The organism is Streptomyces sp. NPDC097129 (genome assembly GCF_055668065.1).
This window is the reverse complement of sequence record NZ_JBVOQE010000009.1, coordinates 202,492-223,287: the sequence shown is the minus strand read 5'-3', so window position 1 is coordinate 223,287 and position 20,796 is coordinate 202,492. Positions and strand designations below refer to the sequence as shown.

Below are 20,796 nucleotides of genomic sequence, written 5' to 3'. Positions count from 1 at the left end.
GCTATGCGGCGAAGGCGTTCACGCCCGTCAGCCCGGCCGAGACCTCCCACAGGCGGGCCGCCTGCTCCGGGTCGGTGGCCCAGGCCTTGACGCCGGTGGTGCCGCCCTCGACGGCCGGCTCGGCGATGTCGCAGTCCTCCAGGTAGATGCCGCCCATGCCGTCCAGCCGGGGCGAGGTCGCCGCCCACACCTGGGTGGCCGCGCCCTGCGCGGGGGTCTTGAAGCCCTCCGGGTTGAGCGCGGTGCCGTGTTCGTCGATCCAGCCGCGCTCGATCATCTCCTCCTTGGGGATGTGCCGCTGGAGCGGGGTGAGGATGCCGCCGGGGTGCAGGGAGAAGGCCCGCACACCGCGGTCCCGGCCGAGCCGGTCGAGGTGGACGGCGAACAGCACGTTCGCCGTCTTGGCCTGGCCGTAGGCCTCCCACTTGTCGTAGCCCCGCTGCCAGTGCAGGTCGTCCCAGCGGATGCCGGAGAAGTGGTGGGCGCGCGAGGACACCGACACGACACGGGCGCCGCCCGGCTCGATCGCCGGCCACAGCCGGTTCACCAGGGCGAAGTGGCCGAGGTGGTTGGTGGCGAACTGCGCCTCCCAGCCGGGCCCGACCCGGGTCTCGGGGCAGGCCATGATGCCGGCGTTGTCGATGACGTAGTCGATCGTGCGGCCGGAGGCGAGGAAGCGGTCGGCGAAGCCGCGGACGCTGTCCAGGTCGCCGAGGTCCAGGTCGTCGACCTCGGCGCCGTCGATGCCGGCCAGGCTCTCCTGCGCCGCGGCGGGGCGCCGGGCGGGCACCACGACCCGGGCGCCGGCCTTGGCGAGGGCTCGCGTGGTCTCCAGACCGAGGCCGGAGTAGCCCCCGGTGACGAGGGCGAGCCTGCCGGTGAGGTCGCGGCCGGCCAGGACCTCGTCGGCGGTGGACCCGGCGCCGAAGCCGGAGCCGATCTTGTGCTGTGCGGTGATGACGCTGTCGCTCATGCCCGGCACGCTATGGATTGGAGCGCACTCGAAGTCAAGCGCCACTCTGCGCCACTCGCCGCGCGCACACTCCGCGCGGCACTCCGCGCGCACACTCCGCGCAGGAAAAAGCCCCGGCCGGACGGGGGGATGCCGGTCGGGGCGGACTGTGGTGGGCGCGGATGGCGGTCGCCTCTCGGCGAAAGGCTCCACAGGGCTTCAGCCGAACGATCGTCCCTGTGGGCAAAAGGTGAGGCCCGGGGACACTGTCCCATCCGCACCCACGGTGGGTTCAACGTGGTGACTACCGGCCGGTGTTCCCCGCCTTGTCGCTGTTTGGGGTGATCTGCGTCACGGGTGAGGAATCGCCGTCGCCGCTGCTCTCGGCGGCGTCATCGCCGTCTCCGTCGAGGCCCGGTACCGCCTCCGCCCAGATGTTCTCCGCCTGGAGCAGCAGCGTCCCGAGCACCGTCGCGACCGAGGCCCCGAGCCCCACGTGTTCCTGCAGACTCTTCTGGAGCCGGCTCCGCAGCTCCTCCATCTCCTCCTCGCGCCGCGCGTCCCCCACCGGCGGCCCGGCGTGCGGATCACCGAGCCGGTCCGCCTCGGCGCGGCAGGCGTCCCCGATCAGCTCCAGCAGGCTCGCGTACAGCCGCAGCGCCTCACCCTGGGGCGGGGCCGGGGTACGCGCGTCGTCGGCGGCGACCGCCAGCGCGCGGGTCAGCGCCGAGACATGCCCGGCGACCCGGCTGAACCGCTCGTCCTCCGACCGCGGCGGCGCCCCCCGCGGCACCCGGTGCAGCGCGCGCAGCGGCGCGGAGGTCAGCCGCAGGCTCTCCTCGCTCCAGGCACGGGCCGAGCCGAGCGCCTGGCACCGCCGCTGCAGGCGGTCGGCGGCGCGGGACCACTCGTCGGTCACCGACGCGTCCCAGTCGCCCTCGCGCAGCCCCGACGCCACCAGATGCAGGGTGTCGCCCGCCTCCCGGGCCAGCGCCGACAGGTTCTCCCGGACGTCCCGCAGATGCACCGGCGGCAGCACGAACGCGTTGACCGCGACGCCGATCACCGCGCCGAGGGCCGCCTGGCCGATGCGGTGGCCGACCGTGGACGGCGACACCGCGCCCGCGGTCAGCGTGAAGATGGCGGTCGTGGCCGCGTACACGCCCTGGTCGCCGAAGCGCGGCCAGTTCGACAGCAGCATCAGCAGCGGCAGCGACAGGGCGAGCGCGCCGGTCGTGTCGTCGGTCACGGCCTGTGCCGCCGACGCGATCAGGGCGCCCGCGCAGATCGCGGCGAACTGCTGGGTGCCCCGGCGCAGCGAGCTGTAGACGGTCGCCTGGACCAGGACGACGGCCACCCAGGGCGCCATCAGCGCCATCGGGTCGTTCAGCCAGATCCGTGCCACCACCCATGCCAGCAGCCCGGCCGCCGCCGCCTTCAGTGACTGCACCACCAGATCCCGCTCGCGGCCCGGGCCGCGCAGGGCCGCGCTCACCGCCCTGCCGACGGCGTGGACCTCACGCTGTACGGCGTCCGTCGCTCGTGTCATGCGCGACGGGTATCCGCGTCCGCGCGTTGATCACGCCCCAGTGCCGTCCTCCCGGCGCGCGAGCGGACCGGCGTCCTTCCGCCGGTCACGCCAGGGGGCTGTCGTCCAGGCGGGCGAGCAGGTCGGCGGGGTCGGCGTAGACCGCCTGCGCGCCCGCCTCCTCCAGGTCGGCGCGCGGGATGCCGCCGCACAGCACGCCCACGCAGCGCACCCCGGCGCGGCGGCCGGCCCGCATGTCCCACACCGTGTCGCCGACGAACACCGCCCGCTCGGCGCTCACCCCGGCCAGTTCCAGCGCGTGCTCGACGGGCTCCGGGGCGGGCTTGCCCTCCTCGACGTCGTCGGAGCTTGCGGTCGCCGTGATCGCGTCGTCGGCGTCGAGAGCGCGGCGCAGCGCCTTCAGTTCGGGGCCGCTCGCGGAGGTGGCCAGCACCACGGACCAGCCGTCGCCGTGCAGCCGCTTCAGCAGCGCCCCGGCCTCCGCGAGCGCGGGCAGCCGGTCGAAGTACTGGCCGTACAGCGCGGTGTGCGCGGCGCTCAGCCGGCCGTCCTGGTCCTTGTCGCGGTCCTCGCCCAGCAGATGGGCGATCAGATCGTCGGAGCCGAGGCCGACCGCCCGGTGCACGGCGTGCATCGGCACCCGGTGACCAGCCTGCCGGAAGGCCTCCCACCAGGTGACGACATGCAGGTGGTTGGTGTCGACGAGGGTTCCGTCGACGTCGAAGACGGCCGCGCGGTCCATACAGTGATCCTTTCTCTCGCGGCTCGCACGGGTACCACGTCAGCCGCCGGTCACGCCGGACGGCACCCGGCCGGTGCGGGTCCAGGCGAGCAGGTCGTCGGCGGACCAGGTGGTCACCACGCGGTCGGCGGGCACCGCGCACTCCTCGGCGCGGGCGCACCCGTTGATCTGCCAGTCCAGCTGACCGGGCGCGTGCGCGTCGGTGTCGATCGAGAACAGCACGCCCGCCTCGACCGCGCGGCGTAGCAGCCGGCGGGGCGGGTCGAGCCGTTCGGGGCGGCTGTTGATCTCCACGGCGGTGCCGGACTCGGCGCACGCGGCGAACACCTCGTCCGCGTCGAACTGGGACTCGGGGCGCCCCCGGCCCGTGACCAGGCGTCCGGTGCAGTGGCCCAGGATGTCGGCGTGCGGGTTGCGGACGGCGGCCACCATGCGGCGGGTCATGGCGCGGGCGTCCATGCGGAGCTTGGAGTGCACGGACACCACGACGACGTCCAGTTCGGCCAGCAGCTCGGGCTCCTGGTCGAGGGAGCCGTCGTCGAGGATGTCGCACTCGATGCCGGTGAGCAGCCGGAACGGGGCCCAGGTGCGGTTCAGCTCCGCCACCACGCCGAGCTGCTCGCGCAGCCGCTCGGGGGACAGGCCGCGGGCCACCGTCAGGCGGGGGGAGTGGTCGGTCAGGACGGCCCAGTCGTGGCCGAGCGCGGCCGCGGCGCGGCCCATCTCCTCGATGGGGCTGCCGCCGTCGGACCAGTCCGAGTGCAGATGGCAGTCGCCGCGCAGCAGCGCCCGCAGCGCATCGCCGCCCCGCACGGCTGGTGCCTTGCCGGCCTCCTCCTCCAGCTTTTGCAGGTAGCCGGGCGGCCGGCCGCCGAGGGCCTCCCGCACCACCTGCGCGGTCTTCGGCCCGACCCCTTTGAGGGACTCCAGGGTCCCGTCCCGGGCCCGCTCCCGCAGCTCCTCCTCCGGCAACTCCCGCACCACCCGCGCCGCGGTGCGGAAGGCCCGTACCCGGTACGTCGGTTCCTGGGCCCGCTCCAACAGGAACGCGATCCGCTCCAGAGCCGCCACGGGGTCCATCGCCACCTCCTGCCCCCAGGGTTCCCCACGCGGGCGGCGCACGCACGGCGACGCACACGCGACGGCGGCACCCACCGGCCCTCCGCCCCGCGCGCCTCCCGCGGCTTGCTTCCGTCCGCGGTGAGAGGGGCGTCGGACGGCGTGCCGTGCGCCGCCGATGCCCGACGCGGGCGCGGGGGCGGGCGCTCTCGCGGGGGGCCGCGGACCCGGCGGACCCGGCGGAGCCGCGAGGCGAGGCGAGGCCGGGGCGCGGGCGGGGCGACGGCATGTGCCGGCGCCCCGGTGCGGTCCAGCGCGGCCCCGGCGCGGTCCCTGTCTGCGGCGCCCGGCGCCCTGTGCCCGCTGTTTGTCCGGTGCGGGCCCGGGTACTGCGATGGCCGACCGCCGTTCCTTGCCGTGTTTCAGGTCCGAGGAGGAGCCCATGCCGGATCCGAGCCCCACCGGCGGCAAGGTCGCCGTCGTCACCGGCGCCGACTCGGGCATCGGACGGGCCACCGCCGTGGCGCTGGCCCGGGCCGGGATGGACGTGGGGATCACCTGGCACACCGACCGCGAGGGCGCCGAGGAGACCGCGCGGGAGGTCCGTGCGCACGGGCGCCGGGCCGAGGTGGAGCGGATGGACCTCACCCGGCTGCCCGGTGACGCCGACGCCGTCGACGCGCTGTGCGACCGGCTGGGACGACTCGACGTCCTCGTCAACAACGCCGGTACCGGCACCATGACGCCGTTCCTCGACCTGGACCTGGACACCGTGCGTGAGGTGCTGGAGGTCGATCTGGTCGGCCCGTTCCTGTGCGGGCAGAAAGCGGCCCGGCACATGATCCGGCAGGGCGACGGCGGCCGGATCGTGAACGTGACGAGCGTGCACGAGCACCAGCCCCGCGTCGGCGCCGCCCCCTACTGCGCGGCCAAGGGCGGCCTCGGCCTGCTCACCCAGGTGATGGCGCTGGAGCTCGCCGAACACGGCATCACCGTCAACGCCGTCGCCCCCGGCGAGATCGCCACCCCCATGACCGGCCAGGAGGACACCGACGTGCACCGGGAGTCCCGGCCCGGCGTCCCCCTCGGCCGCCCCGGCGACGCCCGCGAGGTCGCCGCGGTGATCGCGTTCCTGGCCGGCCCCGACGCCTCCTACGTCACCGGCGCGTCCTGGTCCGTCGACGGCGGCATGCTGCGCATGGGACCACAGGCCGGATCGCACCTGGACAGCGACGACTGGCGTCGGCCCTGAGCGGCCGGCCGTGCGTCTGCGTACCGTCTCCTGCGACCGGCCCGGCTTCCGGCGCGTCCGCCACGGCCGCGGTTTCCGCTGCCTGGACCAGCAGGGACGTCCCGTCACCGATCCCGAGCAGCCGGCCCGCATCCGTGCCCTCGCCATCCCGCCCGCCTGGCGGGACGCGTGGATCTGCCCCTGGCCCAACGGCCACCTCACCTGCGGGCGCGCGGCGAGATCTCCTTCTGCTTCCCGGCCAAGGGCGGCACCGAGCGCCCGCTGACGTACTGGGACCACGGCGCCTGGCACGGCCTGCACGGCACCGATCTGAACGAGGCGCTGCGCCGGCTGTCCGGCACGGAGATCACCGCCCAGGACTTCCGCACCTGGCACGCCACCGTCCTCGGCCGTCGCGGTCGCCGTGACCGCCGAGGACGGCCGCGCCACCAAGGCGGCCCGGCACCGCCAGATTGTGCGGGCCGTCAAGGAGGTCAGCCGCTGCCTGGGCGACACGCCCGCGGCGTGCCGTGCCCCGTACATCGATCCGCTTGTTTTCGAACTCTTCGAACAGGGCCGTACGGTCGCCCCCGCGCCCGCCCGGCCGGGCGAATACGGGACGTTCGGGCGCCCGGCCGCCCAGGGTGTCGTGGAGGCGGCGCTGGAGCTGCTGGACGAAGGGTCCGGATGGCCCGTTCGTCCCGGTTCCGCTCTACTCTCGATGACATGACCGAAATCGCGAGCCCTTACATCTCCCAACCGCGTATCACGGTGCTCGGGGTCCAGCCGGGCACGCCGCCGTTTCGCATCGTGGAAATCGACGGTGAGGTCGTCGGTGAGGCGACGAGCGTGATCGGCGTCCTGGAGGCGGCCGCCGCGTACGGGATCACGGTGCACGACCTGGACGACCCCGACGTCGTCCGCTGGGTGGGCGGGGGCAAGTTCAGCTGGGCACTGCACTGACCGCCGGGCGACGGCTCAGCCGAGCGTCCACTTCTGGTTGGCGCCGCCCGTGCAGGTCCAGATCTGCAGCCGGGTGCCGTTGGCGGAGCCGCCCCCGGTGACGTCCAGGCACTTGTCCGCCTGCGGGTTGACGATGTCGTGCGCGGCGGTGACGACCCACTGCTGGTTGGCGCCCCCCGAGCAGTCCCACAGCTGCACCGTCGAGCCGTCCGCCGTCCCGCGGCCGGTGACGTCCAGGCACTTGCCGAGCGCGCGCAGGGTGCCGTCCGCGCCGGCCGTCCACGCCTGCGCGGCGGTGCCGTTGCAGTCGTAGAGCTGGACGGGGGTGCCGTTGGCGGAGTTCGCGCCGGCGACGTCCGCGCACTTGCCGGCCAGGCCGCGGATCGGTGCCCCGGTGGCCGCGTCGCCGGTGGTCACCGAGACCTCGTCGACCACCAGTTGCTGCGGGAAGACGGTCGAGCCGTCCGGGTCGCCGGGCCAGTAGCCGCCGACCGCGAGGTTCAGGATGAGGAAGAACGGCTTGTCGAACACCCAGGTCTTGCCGCCCAGGTCGGCGGGGGTGCGCCGCTGGTAGACCGTGCCGTCCACCGACCAGGTGATCGAGTCCGGGGCCCAGTCCACGGCGAAGGTGTGGAAGGCGTCGGCGAAGGCCTGACCGCCGGGCAGGGTGTAGGGGGCGCCGATGCCGCCGGAGCCCGAGTAGCCGGGGCCGTGGATCGTGCCGTGCACGGTGGACGGCTCGTAGCCGACGTTCTCCATGACGTCGATCTCGCCCGAGTCCGGCCAGTTCACCGGCGTGCCGAGCATCCAGAACGCCGGCCACATGCCCTGCCCGCGCGGGATCTTCATCCGGGCCTCGACGTGACCGTACTGCGCGGTGAACTTCCCCGCGGTGTTCAGCCGGGCCGACGTGTACTGGCAGGTGCCGTACCAGCACTGATAGCCCGCCGGGTTCTCGCGCCGGGCCGTGATGACGAGATGGCCCTGCCCGTCGAGGGCGGCGTTCTTCGTGCCGGACGTGTAGTACTGCCGCTCGTGGTTGTTGACGTTGTCGCCGGTCTCCAGCTGCCACTTCGAGGAGTCCACCGGCGCTCCGGCGGGCCCGTCGAAGGTGTCGGAGAAGACCGCGGCGGCGGCCGGGGCCGCGCCGGAGGGCTCGGCCCGGGCCGGGACCACCGCGGCGGACGCGGCGAGCAGGGCGGAGGCGGCGGCGAGGAGACATCTGCGGAGCAGGCGTGGGCGGGCCACGGCTCTCCCTTCCGTCCGGCGGCCCGTGCGCGCGGGCAGGCCGGAGCGAGGTGGGGGGTGGGGGAGTGGTACGTGTCGCCTCTTGATTTAAGGAATGAACTAAGGGGTCGTCAAGCCCTTGGTCCAGACTTGGGGTTGACCGGGCGCGGGCCGCCACCCCTGACGTCACCGGTCGCGTCGCCCGCGCCCCGCCCGCGCGTGCACCGCCCGCCCCATGCGCCGCCCCAGCAGCAGATAACCGGCCAGCGCCCCGGTGGTGTTGAGGATGACGTCGTCGATGTCGAAGGCGCGCCCGGTGATCATCGAGCCCTGCGCCAGCTCCACCAGCAGCATCACCACCGCCGTGAGCAGCAGCACCTTCAGCAGGCGCCGGGCACGCGGCGCGACCAGCGGCACCAGCACGCCGAACGGCACACCGAGCAGCAGATTGCCGCCGATCTGCTTGGCGGCGTCGCGCAGTGACGGCTGGTCCAGATACGCCTTCAGCGAGCGCCCGGGGTGCAGATTGGTGTGCGTGAGCCCCTCCGAGGCGGGGGAGGGCCGCAGCGTCAGCCGGGCCAGCACCACGGCGAAGGCCACCATCAGAACGAACGCACACGCCATCACCAGCAGCCGTACGACCAGCCGCAGCGGCCCCTGACCGCCCTGCGGCTGCTCCGGCGCGCGGGGCTTGCGCCTGGCGAAGGACAGCCGGCCAACGGTGGATTCCCTCCAAGTTCCCTGCATGGCACGGCGGTTACCCGCGATCGGCCCGGACACTCCGCGGGGCCGCCCGCCGACCCCGCGGCCGGCGGCCGGTTTCCGTTCCTGCGCTCGGGGCACTCCGGGTGCACAACCGCGCGCGGCGCCGCCCCGCGCAGCACGCGCGGTGCTTGGATGCCCGCAGGACTTCGGGCGACGGCGGGCGACGAGGAGGTGGCACATTGCGGAGGCGTACGGCACTGCGCGCCGCGGGTGAACTCCTCGCCTGGTGGGCCGCGCTCGCCGTGCTGTGGCTGATGCTGATCAGCGCCGTCTACCCGCTGGAACTCGCGGTGGGCGGCGGCGCGGCGGCGGTCGGCGCCATCGCCGCGCGGGCCGCCCGCCGGGCGGTGACCGAACCGTGAACGGCTGGCTCCTCGCGGCGGCCGTCGTCCTGGCCGGCGGCGCCGGGGCGGCCCTGTGGGGCGTGGCCACCGGCCCGTTGCGCCGTCGCGCCGTCGCCCAGAACCTGTCCGCCGCCCTGATCTGCCCGGGCCTGCTGCTGCTCTCCCAGGGCTACCAGCGCACCTCCTACATCGACCTGGCCCTGCTGCTCGCGCTGCTCGGCCCGGTCGGCACCCTCGTCTTCGCGCGGCTGCTCGCCGACGAACTGGCCGACGACCCGCCACGCGCCCGCGGCGCGACCTGGACGGCCGCCGGGGTCGGCGCGGTGACCGTGGTGGCCCTGTGCGCGGCGACCGGCCCCGGCCGGGCGATGGTGAAGCTGCTGGTGATCGGCGCGCTGCTGATCGCCGGCAACCTGGTCGCCTCCCGCGCCCTGTCCGGCGGCATCACGGGGGTGCGTGATGGCTGACGCCTGTTCCTCGGTGCGGCCTGCACTCCGTGCGGGGGTGGATGTCCCCGGTCGCCTGCGGCCGGCGCCTTGCCTGCGGCGGCCCGTGCGGGTCTCGTGGTGGCTGGGCGCGCGGTTCCCCGCGCCCCTTGACCGCCCGCGGCGGTCAGGGCGCGGGGCCGTGGGGCGCCGTCGTCGGTTCATCCGGCCGGGGGCTGCCGTGCAGGAGCAGGTGATGCCGCGGTGACCGACGCCGTCATCGTCGTCGCGCTGGTGCTCGTGGCCGGGGCCGCGACCGCCGCCGTGGCCACCCGCGACCCGGTGCGCCAGTCGCTGGTGCTGTCCGTGCTCGGCCTGGTCCTCGCCGTGCTGTTCACCGTCCTCCAGGCACCCGACGTCGGCCTCTCCCAGCTCGCGGTGGGCGCCGCGGTCACCCCGCTGTTGCTGCTGCTGACGGTCCGCAAGGTCCACCGCCGCGCCAAGGACACCGACGCCGAGGGGAGCGCCCGGTGACCCGGCGGGTCCGGCTGTGGCTCGTGGCGCTCGGCGGCGCCGGCCTCGCCGCGCTGCTCGTCGCCGCCTGCCTCGACCTCCCCTCCTTCGGCGGCCGGAGCCACCCCTACGGCGACCGGGCCGTGCACGCCGCGCTCAGCCGGCACACCGCCAACACGATCGCGTCGGTCAACTTCGACCTGCGCGCCTACGACACCCTCGGCGAGATGAGCATCCTGTTCGCCTCCGTCCTCGGCTGCGTGGTCCTGCTGCGCCAGGCCCGCGACGAACACCGCGCCGCCCCGCAACCCGCGGACGTGGCCCGCCCGGTGCGCCGCTACGCCCTCGTCGTCCTGCCCGTCGCCGTGCTGACCGGCCTGTACGTGATCGCGCACGGGCAGCTCAGCCCCGGCGGCGGCTTCCAGGGCGGTGTCGTCGCCGCGACCGCCCTGCACCTGCTCTACCTCGGCGCCGACTACCGCGCCCTGGAACGCATCCGCCCGGTCGGCCTGTACGAGGCCGGCGACGCGCTCGCCGCCTGCGCCTACCTCGTCACCGGCGTCGCCTGTCTCCTCGCCGGCGCCGCCTTCCTGGCCAACACACTGCTGCCGTACGGCACCTTCAACACGCTCTCCTCCGGCGGGCTCGTCCCGCTGCTGAACGCGGCCATCGGCATGGAGGTGGCCTGCGCGGTCGTCGTCCTGCTCGCCCGCTTCCTGGACCAGGCCGTGGAGATCGTGGAGGAGCCGGGAAACGGGCATGGGAAGGAGAACGGGTGACAGACATCCTGCACGTCCTGCCGTACCTCGTCGCCGCCTGGGTGTTCCTGGCCGGCGCCTACGGCCTCGCCACGAGCCGCAACCTCATCCACGCCGTGGGCTGTCTGTCCGTCTGCCAGGCCGCCACCTACGTCCTGCTGCTGGCCGTCGGCTACCGCGACGGCGCCACCGCGCCCGTGTTCTCCGACATCCGGCCGGGCTCACGGCCGGTCGTCGACCCGGTCGTGCAGGCCCTCGCGCTGACCGACGTCGTCGTCGGCGCCACGGTCACCGCCCTGCTGCTCGCCCTCGTCGTGCAGATCGCCAAGCGGCACGGCACGGTCGACCCCGACGAGCTGTCCGAGCTGCGCGGCTGATGCACCATCTGATCCCGCTGCTCGTCGCGCTCCCGCTGCTCGGCGCCGGCCTCCTCGTCGCCGGCAGCCGCCTGCTGCCCCGCGCCGCCGCCGAGACCATCGGCTGCCTCGTCTCCGCCGGCACCGGCGCCCTCGCGCTCGTGCTGCTGACGAACTCCTCGCCGCCCATGGTGGAGTGGGTCGGCGGCTGGCTGCCCGTGAACGGGCAGAGCGTCGGCATCGTCGTCGTCGGGGACGGGCCCGGCCTCGGCCTCGCCGCGCTCGCCTCCCTGCTCACGCTCGCCGCCCTGGCGTACTCCTGGCACTACTTCGACGAACCGCCGCGCCGGCACGCCGGGTCCTTCCCCGCGCTGATGCTGGTCTTCCAGGCCGGGATGTGCGGGTTCGCGATCGCCGGGGACCTGTTCAACGCGTTCGTCTTCTTCGAGCTGATGAGCGTCGTCGCCTACGCGCTGACCGGCTACCGCATCGACGAACCCAGCGCCGTACAGGGCGCGCTGACCTTCGCCGTCGTCACCTCGCTCGGCGCGTACGCCATGCTGATGGGCCTCGGCCTGCTGTACGGGCGCACCGGGGAACTGGCGATGACCGCGATCGGGCGCGGCCTCGACGCGCACGGCAAGCCGGACGCCCTGGTCCTGACCGCGTTCGTGCTCGTGCTGACCGGGCTGATGGTCAAGGCGGCCGCCCTGCCCTTCCACTTCTGGCTGCCCGACGCGCACGCCGTCGCACCGACCCCGGTGTGCATGCTGCTGTCCGGCGTCATGGTCGAACTCGGCGTGTACGGCGTGTGGCGGGTCTACTCCACCGTCTTCTCCGGGCCCGGCGGGGTGCCCGCGGCCGACGCCGGGCACGCGCTGGCCGTGCCCGGCGCGCTCAGCGCCGTGGTCGGCGCGGTGATGTGCTGGTACCAGCGGCACATCAAACGGCTGCTCGCCTACTCCACCGTCGCCCACACCGGCCTGTTCCTGCTCGGCATCGGACAGCTCACGCCCGAGGCCGACGACGGGGTGGCGATCTACCTCCTCGGCCACGCCGGGGTGAAGGCGGCGCTGTTCGCCTGCGCCGGCATCCTCCTCGACCGTTTCGGAGGCCTCGACGAGCAAGCGCTGCACGGCCGGGGCCGCCGGATGCGGTCGGTCGCGGTGATGTTCACCGTCGGCGGCCTCGCACTGGCCGGGCTGCCGCCGTTCGGCACCGGCCTCGGCAAGGCGGTCGGCGAGGAGGCCGTGGGCGCCCCGCTCACCGTGCTCTACGTGGTCGTGTCCGCCGTCACCGCGGGCGCGGTGCTGCGGGTGACCGCACGCGTCTTCCTCGGCCTCGGCCCGAAGCCGCCGGACAGCGGCACGTACGAGACGACCGGCGCCGACGAGGAACCCGAGACCCGGCGCCGCCTCACCCGGGTCCCCGACACCATGCGGGCGGTCCCGGCGCTGCTGCTGGCCGGCTCGCTCGCCGTCGGCGTGGTACCCGGCTTCGCCACGTCCGTCGCCGACGCCGTCAACGAGGCCGGCTCCGGCGGGCTGCGCAGCGACGTCCACTGGACCCTGCCCGGGGTGCTGCTGGGCCTGCTGTCCTCACTGCTCGCCGTGGCCCTCGCCGCCGTCGCCGTCACCCGCCCGAGTCTGCTGGCCGCCCCCGGCCGGGTGCTGCCCCTGCGCCGCCTGCAGTCCGGGCACATCGGCGACTACGTCGCGTGGATGCTGGTGGGCACCACCCTGCTCGGGGCGCTCGCCCTGCCCGGGGTGCTCGGCGGCTGATCAGGTGCCGCCGTAGGACACGTGCACCTCCTTGAAGCCGAGCGAGCGCAGCAGCCCCTGGAGCATGGCGGTGGTGTTGGCCTCGGCCCGCGTGGTCAGCCCGCTGCCGCGCGCGGCGTCCCCGATGTGCCGGACGGCCAGCTTCTGCACGGCCTGCTCGTTGTTGGGGTTGTCCGAGAACAGGTCGCCGAGACGGTCCAGCAGGCCGCGCTGCTTGGAGACGGCGTAGGAGTGGTCGGGGTCGAGGGCGGGCCGGCCCAGCTGTGCGTGCGGCAGCCGCAGCGTCGCCGTCGTACGGTCGGCGTCGACGCGCACGTCCCGCTCACCGAGCTTCCCGAGGTCGACGTAGGCGTCGACGGTGCCCGCGCCGACGTACAGGGTGCGGGTGCCGCGGATCGCGTCGGGCAGGAACCGGGCGTCCTTCTCCAGGTCGACGACCACCTGGAAAGTGCCGGAGGCGGCGTCGTAACGGCTGAGGTCCTGAACGGACTTGAGCAGGGCGGGCCCGGAGCGGTCGTGCGTCTCGGTGCCGAACAGGTCCCGCAGGCCCGGCAGTACGCTCAGCCGCAGCCCCGCGAAGAACACGGCGAGCACCAGCACCACGGACACCAGCACCTTCGCCCAGCCGGGCAGACGGCGCGACGGACGGGCGGGTGGCGCGGGGGCATCGGTCATGGCGACGGCCCTCCTTCCTGAACTCCGGATGCCCCCCAAGGCCGTTTGCAGACAGGCGCGTTGACACGGGCAGGCGGGCCGGTCACGAGCGGCGCCCGGCCGTCCGGCCACGGCGCTGCGGCACCCGGGTCCCCGGCGCGGGTGGCCGCCGTACCCGCCGCGCCCGTCCGGCGTCGTCTCAGACGGTGCGGGTCGGCGACCCTGTCGCTTCCCGGACGGCCTCGCCGATCCGTGAGACGTCGCCGACCGCCACCGTCACCAGCCGGTCCGGAGCGAACGCCTCCCGCAGGGCCGCCGATGCCTCCTGGACGGTGACGGCCGCGGCCCGCCGGAACGCGCCCGGCAGCGTGGCCGGCGCGCGCCCGTCGAGCACCAGCACGGCGATCTCGTCCGCGACGGCGGAGGCCGTCAGACAGCGCAGCGGCGCCGCGTCCACGATCTGCGCGACCGCCGCCGATCGCTCCCGCTCGCTGATCCCGTGCTCGGCCACCTCCCGCAGGATGCGCCGGACGTCGCGGAGCGCGTCACCCGTCACCGACGTCTCCACCGCACCGGTCACCACCGCGAGCGAATGCTGCACGACCGCGAGCAGCCGGCTGTGGAAGCCGTAGGTGTACCCCTTCGCCTCCCGCAGTTCCCGGTCGAGGCGGGCATTGACCGAGCCGCCGGGACTGTGGCTCCCGATGAGCAGCGCCTCCCAGCCCGGCGCCGTGCGCGCGGTCGCCGCCCGGCCGAGGACCAGCCGGGTCTGGACGGCCCCCGGCCGGTCGACCACGATCACCACCGGGTCGTCCCGTACGGGCGGGGCGGGCGGCGCCGACGGCGTGCCGGGCTCGCCCTCCCACGTGGACAGGACCCGGCGCAGCGTCGCCTCGGTGCCGTTCCCGGACAGGTCGCCGGCGACCACGACGGTGGTGACGGCGGGACGCAGGAAGCGGCGGTGACAGGCGACGACCGCGTCCCGGTCGATCCGGCGGACCGTCTCCCGCGTGCCGCGCGCCGGACGGCTGCGCCGGTCCGCGGCGTCGAAGACGGCGCCGTGCAGTTCCAGGGCGGCCCGGCGCTCCGGGTCCGCCTGGTGACGGACCAGGGCGTGGACGCGCGAGCGGACCAGCCGGTCCACCGAGGCGGCCGGGAGCAGTGGTTCGCGCAGGGCGCGGACCAGCAGGGAAAGGGCGCGGGCCAGGTGGGGGACCGGCACGTCCAGGGTGATCCGCAGACCCGCGTGCTCGGCGCCGACTCCGAGGGCCGCGCCGCAGTTCTCCCGCTCCCGGATGAAGTCGAGCGAGCTCAGGCCCGGCAGGCCTTCGACGAGGGCGCTGGTGGTGACGCCGAGGACGCCCTCCAGGTCACGGGGTTCGAGGGCGAGCGGCGCGGCCACGGCGATCTCGACGCTCAGCACCTCCTGGCCGGGCCGGTCACACATCCGCTGGCCCGAGGAGCACCAGCGGCTCAAGGGCTGGACGAGCCCACGGACAACCTGGACCTGCACAGCGCCGAGGTCCTGGAGGCCGCTCTCGAACGTTTCGACGGCACGGTCCTCGCGGTCACCCACGACCGCTGGTTCGCCCGCACCTTCGACCGGTTCGTCGTCCTCGACGACGACGGGGAGGTCCGCGAGCACGACGGCCCGTACCGGGGTCCGGGCATCCCGGCCTGAGCCGCCCCGGCGTGCGGCCCGGCTCCGCGCCGCCGCACGGCTGCGGGCGCGGCGGTTACAGGCGGGGGCAGCCGGTGGCCGAGCGGGCGTAGCCGAGCAGCAGGCGCAGTGCCGTGGCGCGGTCCACGGCGGCGTTGCGGCTGACGATGTGCAGGCCGTAGCCGTCCTCCAGCGTGACCAGGTTGCGCGCCACGTCCGCCACCGGCTCGGTGAGGGTGAACTCGCCTGCTGCGGCGCCCAGTTCGAGGATCGTGGAGTAGAGCGCGGTCTCCCGGGCGAAGAGCGAGCCCATCAGCGCGGCGTGCGCGGTGCTGCGATCGGCCAGGCCGTGCAGCTCGTACAGCAGCCGGTGGTCCGCGTCGTCGGCGTGGACGGGCAGCCCGGACTCGGCGGCGGCGCGCAGCCGCTCCACCGGGTCGCGCAGGGCGTCGGTGACGGCGTGGCGCCGGCCGAGGAAGCGCTCCACGGCGCCGCTGTGCACCTCGAACACGAGGTCGTCGAGTTCCGGGTAGTAGTACAGGACGGAGCCCGCCGAGACGCCCGCCTCGGCGGCGATGTCCTTGATCCGCAGCGCGGCGATGCCCCGCTCGGAGATCGCCCGGCCGGCCGCCTCGATCAGCGCCTCGCGGCGCGCGCCCTGGTTCTTCGGTCTCGCCATGCCCGCCATTCTTTACCGGCCGGTTCGAGTTGTACAAGTGGCTCATCGCTGGAGCTCGGGCGAGGCCGGGTCGAGTTGATTGATTTCTGGTTCAAGGAATAGTCGGCCGTCTGGCGGCTGCTCCCGGGGTGTGCCGGGGCAGGACTGCGGCCTCGGGTCCGCCGGGTACACCAGTCCGCGGGGACCGCCTGCCGCAACTGCCCACGAGGAGACCCAGGTGCGAGACATCGCCGTGTTCAGCGGAAGCGCCCACCCCGAGCTGGCCGAGGAGGTCTGCGCCCAGCTCGGAGTCCCGCTCAGTCCCACCCGGGTGAGCCGGTTCGCCAACGACTGTCTGGAGGTGCAGCTGCGGGCCAACTGCCGGGAGCGGGACGTCTTCCTGATCCAGCCGCTGGTCAGGCCGGTCCAGGAGCATCTGGTGGAGCTGCTGCTGATGTGCGACGCCGCCCGCGGCGCGTCCGCCGCGCGCATCAGTGTCGTGCTCCCGCACTACTCCTACGCGCGCTCCGACAAGAAGGACGCGCCGCGCATCTCCCTCGGCGGCCGGCTGGTCGCCGATCTGCTGGTGGCGGCCGGCGCGGGCCGGGTGCTGGCGATGACGCTGCACTCGCCGCAGGTGCACGGCTTCTTCTCGGTCCCGGTGGACCATCTGCACGCCCGGCGTGAACTGGCCGCGTACTTCCGGCGCTACGATCTGAGCCGCACCACCGTCGTCTCGCCGGACCTCGGCAACGCCAAGGAGGCGGCCGCCTTCGCCCGCATGATCGGCGCGCAGGTGGCGGCCGGCGCCAAGCAGCGCTACGCGGACGACCGGGTCAGCATCAGCGCCGTCATCGGCGATGTCGCCGGGCGGGACGTGATCGTCCTCGACGACGAGATAGCCAAGGGCAGCACGGTCCTGGAGCTGCTGGAGAGGCTGCGGGAGGCCGGGCCGCGTTCGGTGCGGGTGGCGTGCACACACGGGCTGTTCGCGGCGGGCACGCTCAAGCGGCTCAGCGAGCAGCCGGACGTGCTGGAGATCGTCTGCACCAACACCGTGCCGGTGCCGCACGAGGAGCGCACCGGCAAGCTGCGCGTCCTCACCGTCGCCCCGGCGCTCGCCGAGGCCGTGCGGCGGATCCACAACGGCGAGTCGGTCAGCGCCCTGTTCGACGCGCCGCGCGAGGCGCCATGAAGGCGCACGAGAGGCCGTGGGTCTCCGCGAAACGCCGTGAACCGCGCGAAACGCACCCGCGCCCGACGCGATCACGCCGGTGACGCCGTGGACCCGGCGGTTCACAGATGGCCGGATGTCGCCCCGGGCCGGCCCAGGGCCGCGTCCCGTGTCGGCTGAGGGGGCAGCAGCCGGGCGAGCCCGGTCAGCCGCAGCACCCGCAGCGTGAGGGCGTGCGTGCACACCAGGTGGATCCGGCCGTCCCGCTCCAGCACGCGCCGACGGGCCCGGTACAGCAGGCGCAGCCCGGAGCAGTCGAAGAACTCCACCCCGCTCAGATCGATCACCACACGGGGTGCGGAACCGGCCGTGGCCCGGTCGAGATGCGGGGCGATCTCGGCCGCGGCGGCGATGTCGATCTCGCCGTGGAACTCCAGCACCGTGTGTACCCCGTCGGCGTGGACGCGCAGATGACGCGTGGGCGGCGCAGGGTCCTGCTGCACGACGGCATCGCCTCCAACCCGCTGCTGGACGGGAACCCCAACAGGGGCCCCCGCCCTGCAAGTTACCCTCGGCCGACAGTATTTGAGCATGTTCGATTGACATATGTCGTCGAATTGCGGCCGAGTTTGACCGGGACGGTGGCTGGAGCCTACGGCTCAGTCCCTCGCCGGTGCGAGCATGCCCCTGGTGCGTCCGGTGCCGCCGCTCACGCGTCCGTCGCCGCGTACACCCGCTCCCCTCCCACGTACGTCAGCGCCACCCGCGTCGCGCCGAGCGTCTCCGCCGGGACGGCGAACGGGTCCCGGTCGAGCACCACCAGGTCGGCCAGGGCGCCCACCCGGACCTCGCCCGTGTCGTCCAGGTGGTTCACATGCGCCGAGCCCGCCGTGTACGCGGTGAGCGCTGCGGTCAGCGTGAGACGCTCGGCCGGCAGGAACACCGGGCCGTCGCCGCCCGGTTCGACGCGGTTGACGGCGACATGGACGCCGTGCAGCGGGTCCGGGCTGCTCACCGGCCAGTCGCTGCCCGCCGCCAGCCGCGCGCCCGAGCGCAGCAGCGAGGCGAACGGGTACTGCCACGCGGCCCGTTCGGGCCCGAGGAACGGGATCGTCAGCTCGTCCATCTGCGGCTCGTGCGCCGCCCACAGCGGCTGGATGTTCGCCACCGCGCCCAGAGGCGCGAAACGCGGCACGTCCTCGGGGTGCACCACCTGGAGGTGCGCCAGATGCGGGCGGGTGTCGCTCGGCCCGTTGGCGGCCCGCGCCGCCTCGATCGCGTCCAGCGCGTCCCGTACGGCCCGGTCGCCGAGCGCGTGGAAGTGGCACTGGAAGCCGAGCGCGTCCAGCTCGGTGACGTACTTCGGCAGCTGCCCGGGGTGCACGAAACTCTTGCCGCGGTTGCCGGTGACGCAGCCGCACCCGTCCAGATACGGCTCCAGCAGCGCCGCCGTACCGTTCTCCGCGACGCCGTCCAGCATCAGCTTCACGCTCCCCGCCCGGAACCGCCCGTGACTCAGATCCCCCCGCCTCTGCACGAGTTCGGGGATCTGCTCGGCCCCGCGCTCCCGGTCCCACCACAGCGCGCCCCGCACCCGGGCGGTGAGCGAGCCGTCCCGGGCGGCGGCGCGGTACGCCTCGGACGGGTCGGGCATGCCGAGGAAGTTCCCGACGAGCGCGTCCTGCCAGGCGGTGATCCCGAGGGCGTGCAGGGTGCGCTGCGCGTGCAGCAGGGCCGCCCCGAGGTCGGCGGGCGTGGCCGCCGGGGTGAGCCGCCCCACCAACTGCATCGCCCCCTCCTGGAGCGTTCCGCTCGGCTCACCGGACGCGTCCCGCTCTATCCGTCCGTCGCCCGGGTCGGGAGTGTCGCGGGTGATCCCGGCGAGCGCGAGGGCACGGCTGTTCACCCAGGCGCCGTGATGGTCCCGGTTGGGCAGGTACACCGGCCGGTCCGGCACCACGGCGTCCAGCAGCTCCTTCGCCGGCGTGCCGCCGGCGAACGCCTCCATCGACCAGCCGCCGCCCGTGATCCACTCCCGCTCCGGATGCGCCTTGGCGTACGCGCGGACGGCCGCGACGCTCTCCTCGGCCGTCCGCGCGCCGGTCAGATCGCACTGGGTCAGCTCCAGGCCGGCCGGCACCGGATGTACGTGCGCGTCCTGGAAGCCGGGCAGGAGCAGCCGCCCGGCGAGGTCGACGACCTCGGTGCGTGGCCCGGCCAGCTCGCGCAGTTCGTCGCCGCCCACCGCGGTGATCCGGTCACCGGTGACGGCCACGGCGGTGGCGGAGGGTCCGGCGGGCGTGAACACGGGGCCGTTGAGGAAGAGCAGGTCGGCGTGCATGAGGTCCTTTCGGTGGTGAGCGTGGGTCACGGGGCGGCGGTGATCAGTTCGGGCGCGTCCGCGTCGGTGCCCCGGCCGGTGCGGAAGTACGGCGATCTGCGCCCCCACTTCGCCCACGCCGCGGCGACGCACCCCGAGGCGATCATCAGCAGCGGCGTCAGCAGCAGGAACCAGCCGTTGTCCGCCCGCGGCGCGAAGTGGTCGGTGGAGGTGAAGAAGGACCAGCCGAGGTAGCCTCCGAGGCCGAGCAGCGCGGCGGCGCTCAGCGCGGGCAGCACCACCGCCCGCACGCCCTGCCAGGGATCGGTGCGCAGCAGGGCGCGGAAGCGTACGGCGGCGGCGAGCGCGGTGAGCGCGTAGGAGAGGGCGACGACGATCCCGACGGCGTTCACGGTCGCCATGATCATGTCCGACAGACGCGGGATCACCAGCGACAGCGCGGCGACCGCCATGGCCAGCGCCCCGATCAGCAGCGTCCCGGCCGCCGGGGTGCCGTAGCGGGGGCTGACCCGGGACCACACCGGGCCGAGCGTCGCGTCCCGGCCCATGGCGAACATCGCGCGGGCCGTCGGGATCACCCCCGCCTGCAGCGAGGCGACCGCCGAGAACATCAGCGCCACCAGCGGCAGCACGGCCAGCGGCCGGTCCGCCAGCCGGTCGCCGAAGAACGCCAGCCCCTCGGCGCCGTGTCCCACCAGCTCCGGCCCGCTCAGCACCCGCTGGAAGGCGACCGAGCCGAGCAGGAACAGCGCGAGCATGGTGGCCAGCGTGATGAACCCGGCCCGGGACGCGTCGCGCGGCTCGCGCACCTCCTCGTTCACGCTGAACGCGGACTCGAAACCCCAGTAGCAGAACACCGACAGCAGCAGTCCCTGCGCGAGCGCCTGCGGGGAGGGCAGGGCGAACGGGTCGAACCACGCCCAGCGGAACGGGTGCGGGCCGGTGACGAGGCCGTATCCGCAAAAGCCCAGCAGCACCGCGTACTCGAAGACCAGCAGCCCGCTCTGCAGACGGGCCGCGGTCCGCGCGCCGGTCACCGCGGTGAGCGTGACGGCGGCCAGGACGACGATGCCGAGGGCGGTGGTCTGCGCGGTGGAGCCGGGGTCGAGGTCCAGCCCTCCGACCCGCCGCAGCCCGGCGTCCCCGGCCAGTTGCAGCAGCGCCGAGCCGGTGACGGCCGTGGTGTAGGCGAGGAACGCCACCGTCGCCACGATGTTCACCCACCCCACCAGGAAGCCCAGCCACGGCGAGAGCGAACGGCCCACCCACACATAGCCGTTGCCCGCGTTGGGCTCGACGCGGTTCAGCCGTGCGTACGCGCCCGCGATGCCCAGCACCGGCAGGAACGCCAGCAGCATGATCGCCGGCAGGTGCAGCCCGACCACGCCGGCCGTCACGCCCAGGCCGATGCCGATGCTGGTCGTGGCCGCGGTACTGGACGCGGCGATGGCGACGCCGTCGAGCACGCCGAGGGATCTGCGCAGCGGCGGCGGCTCGGCACCGCGGGGCGGGTTCGACATGCCGGCACTCTCCTCGCACCAGGGGGCCCGGCGGGCCCCGGTGAGCGGACATGAAACTGCCGCCGGGCTTCACACGTCAACGGTGTTGTCGTAAGGTCGCGGCGCCCGCGGAAAGCAGCACGGC

23 protein-coding genes and 1 pseudogene are annotated in these 20,796 nt (G+C 74.2%); 12 read left to right on the top strand and 12 right to left on the bottom strand.

Translation table 11 applies throughout. The annotated features are described in order from the left end of the window. Window position 1 precedes the first annotated feature (1 nt). From AC0B9F_RS25715 to AC0B9F_RS25700, 4 genes are all read right to left on the bottom strand, one after another. Window positions 2-973 carry an SDR family NAD(P)-dependent oxidoreductase gene (locus AC0B9F_RS25715; protein ID WP_472006485.1) on the bottom strand — a complete coding sequence of 324 codons (972 nt, stop codon included), beginning with the start codon at window positions 971-973 and terminating at the stop codon, window positions 2-4. A gap of 283 nt (window positions 974-1,256) precedes the next feature. Beyond that, window positions 1,257-2,501, bottom strand: a complete 1,245-nt coding sequence (locus AC0B9F_RS25710; RefSeq protein WP_472006483.1) for an FUSC family protein — start codon at window positions 2,499-2,501, stop codon at window positions 1,257-1,259. A gap of 85 nt (window positions 2,502-2,586) precedes the next feature. Beyond that, window positions 2,587-3,243 carry an HAD family hydrolase gene (locus AC0B9F_RS25705; protein ID WP_472006481.1) on the bottom strand — a complete coding sequence of 219 codons (657 nt, stop codon included), beginning with the start codon at window positions 3,241-3,243 and terminating at the stop codon, window positions 2,587-2,589. 39 nt (window positions 3,244-3,282) lie between these two features. Next, on the bottom strand, window positions 3,283-4,323 hold the full coding sequence (locus tag AC0B9F_RS25700; RefSeq protein WP_472006479.1) for a PHP domain-containing protein: 1,041 nt from the start codon (window positions 4,321-4,323) through the stop codon (window positions 3,283-3,285). Between the two features lie 421 nt (window positions 4,324-4,744). On the opposite strand from AC0B9F_RS25700, the gene AC0B9F_RS25695 reads away from it, so the two are divergent. The 4 genes from AC0B9F_RS25695 to AC0B9F_RS25680 all read left to right on the top strand — a co-directional run bounded on the left by AC0B9F_RS25695 (window position 4,745) and on the right by AC0B9F_RS25680 (window position 6,496). Further along, window positions 4,745-5,554, top strand: a complete 810-nt coding sequence (locus tag AC0B9F_RS25695) for an SDR family oxidoreductase (protein WP_472006478.1) — start codon at window positions 4,745-4,747, stop codon at window positions 5,552-5,554. Between the two features lie 10 nt (window positions 5,555-5,564). Further along, window positions 5,565-5,819: a hypothetical protein gene (locus AC0B9F_RS25690; protein ID WP_472006476.1), complete on the top strand. Its 255-nt coding sequence runs from the start codon at window positions 5,565-5,567 to the stop codon at window positions 5,817-5,819. Window positions 5,820-5,957: 138 nt separating this feature from the next. Next, on the top strand, window positions 5,958-6,263 hold the full coding sequence (locus AC0B9F_RS25685; RefSeq protein ID WP_472006474.1) for a hypothetical protein: 306 nt from the start codon (window positions 5,958-5,960) through the stop codon (window positions 6,261-6,263). Continuing rightward, the gene (locus AC0B9F_RS25680; protein ID WP_472006472.1) at window positions 6,260-6,496 is read left to right on the top strand and encodes a hypothetical protein; all 237 of its coding nucleotides are present in this window, start codon (window positions 6,260-6,262) and stop codon (window positions 6,494-6,496) included. Before AC0B9F_RS25685 ends, AC0B9F_RS25680 begins: the two co-directional genes overlap by 4 nt. 15 nt (window positions 6,497-6,511) lie before the next feature. Here AC0B9F_RS25680 and AC0B9F_RS25675 read toward each other — a convergent pair whose 3' ends face one another. Next, a complete protein-coding gene (locus AC0B9F_RS25675) occupies window positions 6,512-7,744 on the bottom strand; it encodes a ricin-type beta-trefoil lectin domain protein (protein WP_472006470.1) in 1,233 nt (410 codons plus the stop codon). 165 nt (window positions 7,745-7,909) lie between these two features. Further along, the gene (locus tag AC0B9F_RS25670) at window positions 7,910-8,470 is read right to left on the bottom strand and encodes a VanZ family protein (protein WP_472006468.1); all 561 of its coding nucleotides are present in this window, start codon (window positions 8,468-8,470) and stop codon (window positions 7,910-7,912) included. A 197-nt stretch (window positions 8,471-8,667) separates the two neighbouring features. Between AC0B9F_RS25670 and AC0B9F_RS25665 the strand changes: the two genes are divergently transcribed. The 6 genes from AC0B9F_RS25665 to AC0B9F_RS25640 all read left to right on the top strand — a co-directional run bounded on the left by AC0B9F_RS25665 (window position 8,668) and on the right by AC0B9F_RS25640 (window position 12,665). Then, entirely contained in the window at window positions 8,668-8,850 is a 183-nt protein-coding gene (locus tag AC0B9F_RS25665; RefSeq protein WP_472006467.1) for a hypothetical protein, read from the top strand. Next, window positions 8,847-9,299, top strand: a complete 453-nt coding sequence (locus AC0B9F_RS25660) for a monovalent cation/H+ antiporter complex subunit F (protein WP_472006465.1) — start codon at window positions 8,847-8,849, stop codon at window positions 9,297-9,299. Before AC0B9F_RS25665 ends, AC0B9F_RS25660 begins: the two co-directional genes overlap by 4 nt. A gap of 222 nt (window positions 9,300-9,521) precedes the next feature. After that, window positions 9,522-9,791 carry a Na(+)/H(+) antiporter subunit B gene (locus AC0B9F_RS25655; RefSeq protein ID WP_472006463.1) on the top strand — a complete coding sequence of 90 codons (270 nt, stop codon included), beginning with the start codon at window positions 9,522-9,524 and terminating at the stop codon, window positions 9,789-9,791. Then, the gene (locus AC0B9F_RS25650; protein ID WP_472006462.1) at window positions 9,788-10,549 is read left to right on the top strand and encodes an MnhB domain-containing protein; all 762 of its coding nucleotides are present in this window, start codon (window positions 9,788-9,790) and stop codon (window positions 10,547-10,549) included. Before AC0B9F_RS25655 ends, AC0B9F_RS25650 begins: the two co-directional genes overlap by 4 nt. Before the next feature lie 8 nt (window positions 10,550-10,557). After that, window positions 10,558-10,905, top strand: coding sequence for a sodium:proton antiporter (locus tag AC0B9F_RS25645; protein WP_472006740.1), 348 nt, complete (start codon window positions 10,558-10,560; stop codon window positions 10,903-10,905). After that, window positions 10,905-12,665: a complex I subunit 5 family protein gene (locus AC0B9F_RS25640; protein ID WP_472006460.1), complete on the top strand. Its 1,761-nt coding sequence runs from the start codon at window positions 10,905-10,907 to the stop codon at window positions 12,663-12,665. The genes AC0B9F_RS25645 and AC0B9F_RS25640 overlap by 1 nt, the downstream gene beginning before the upstream one ends. Here AC0B9F_RS25640 and AC0B9F_RS25635 read toward each other — a convergent pair whose 3' ends face one another. Both AC0B9F_RS25635 and AC0B9F_RS25630 read right to left on the bottom strand, forming a co-directional pair. Then, on the bottom strand, window positions 12,666-13,340 hold the full coding sequence (locus AC0B9F_RS25635) for a DUF4230 domain-containing protein (protein ID WP_472006458.1): 675 nt from the start codon (window positions 13,338-13,340) through the stop codon (window positions 12,666-12,668). 178 nt (window positions 13,341-13,518) lie between these two features. Then, window positions 13,519-14,541 (bottom strand): M16 family metallopeptidase, encoded by a 1,023-nt coding sequence (locus AC0B9F_RS25630; RefSeq protein WP_472006457.1) that lies wholly within the window; start codon window positions 14,539-14,541, stop codon window positions 13,519-13,521. A 258-nt stretch (window positions 14,542-14,799) separates the two neighbouring features. Between AC0B9F_RS25630 and AC0B9F_RS25625 the strand changes: the two are divergent. Next, a pseudogene (locus tag AC0B9F_RS25625) lies at window positions 14,800-15,000 on the top strand (hypothetical protein); the annotation flags it as partial. Between the two features lie 55 nt (window positions 15,001-15,055). Here the strand turns inward: AC0B9F_RS25625 and AC0B9F_RS25620 are convergent. Then, window positions 15,056-15,658, bottom strand: coding sequence for a TetR/AcrR family transcriptional regulator (locus tag AC0B9F_RS25620; protein ID WP_472006456.1), 603 nt, complete (start codon window positions 15,656-15,658; stop codon window positions 15,056-15,058). Between the two features lie 217 nt (window positions 15,659-15,875). Between AC0B9F_RS25620 and AC0B9F_RS25615 the strand changes: the two genes are divergently transcribed. After that, a complete protein-coding gene (locus AC0B9F_RS25615; RefSeq protein WP_472006454.1) occupies window positions 15,876-16,832 on the top strand; it encodes a ribose-phosphate diphosphokinase in 957 nt (318 codons plus the stop codon). A gap of 101 nt (window positions 16,833-16,933) precedes the next feature. Here AC0B9F_RS25615 and AC0B9F_RS25610 read toward each other — a convergent pair whose 3' ends face one another. From AC0B9F_RS25610 to AC0B9F_RS25600, 3 genes are all read right to left on the bottom strand, one after another. Continuing rightward, window positions 16,934-17,314: an anti-sigma factor antagonist gene (locus AC0B9F_RS25610; RefSeq protein ID WP_472006452.1), complete on the bottom strand. Its 381-nt coding sequence runs from the start codon at window positions 17,312-17,314 to the stop codon at window positions 16,934-16,936. 206 nt (window positions 17,315-17,520) lie between these two features. Then, entirely contained in the window at window positions 17,521-19,152 is a 1,632-nt protein-coding gene (locus AC0B9F_RS25605; protein ID WP_472006450.1) for an amidohydrolase, read from the bottom strand. A gap of 26 nt (window positions 19,153-19,178) precedes the next feature. Further along, entirely contained in the window at window positions 19,179-20,672 is a 1,494-nt protein-coding gene (locus AC0B9F_RS25600; protein ID WP_472006449.1) for an APC family permease, read from the bottom strand. Between the last annotated feature and the right edge of the window lie 124 nt (window positions 20,673-20,796).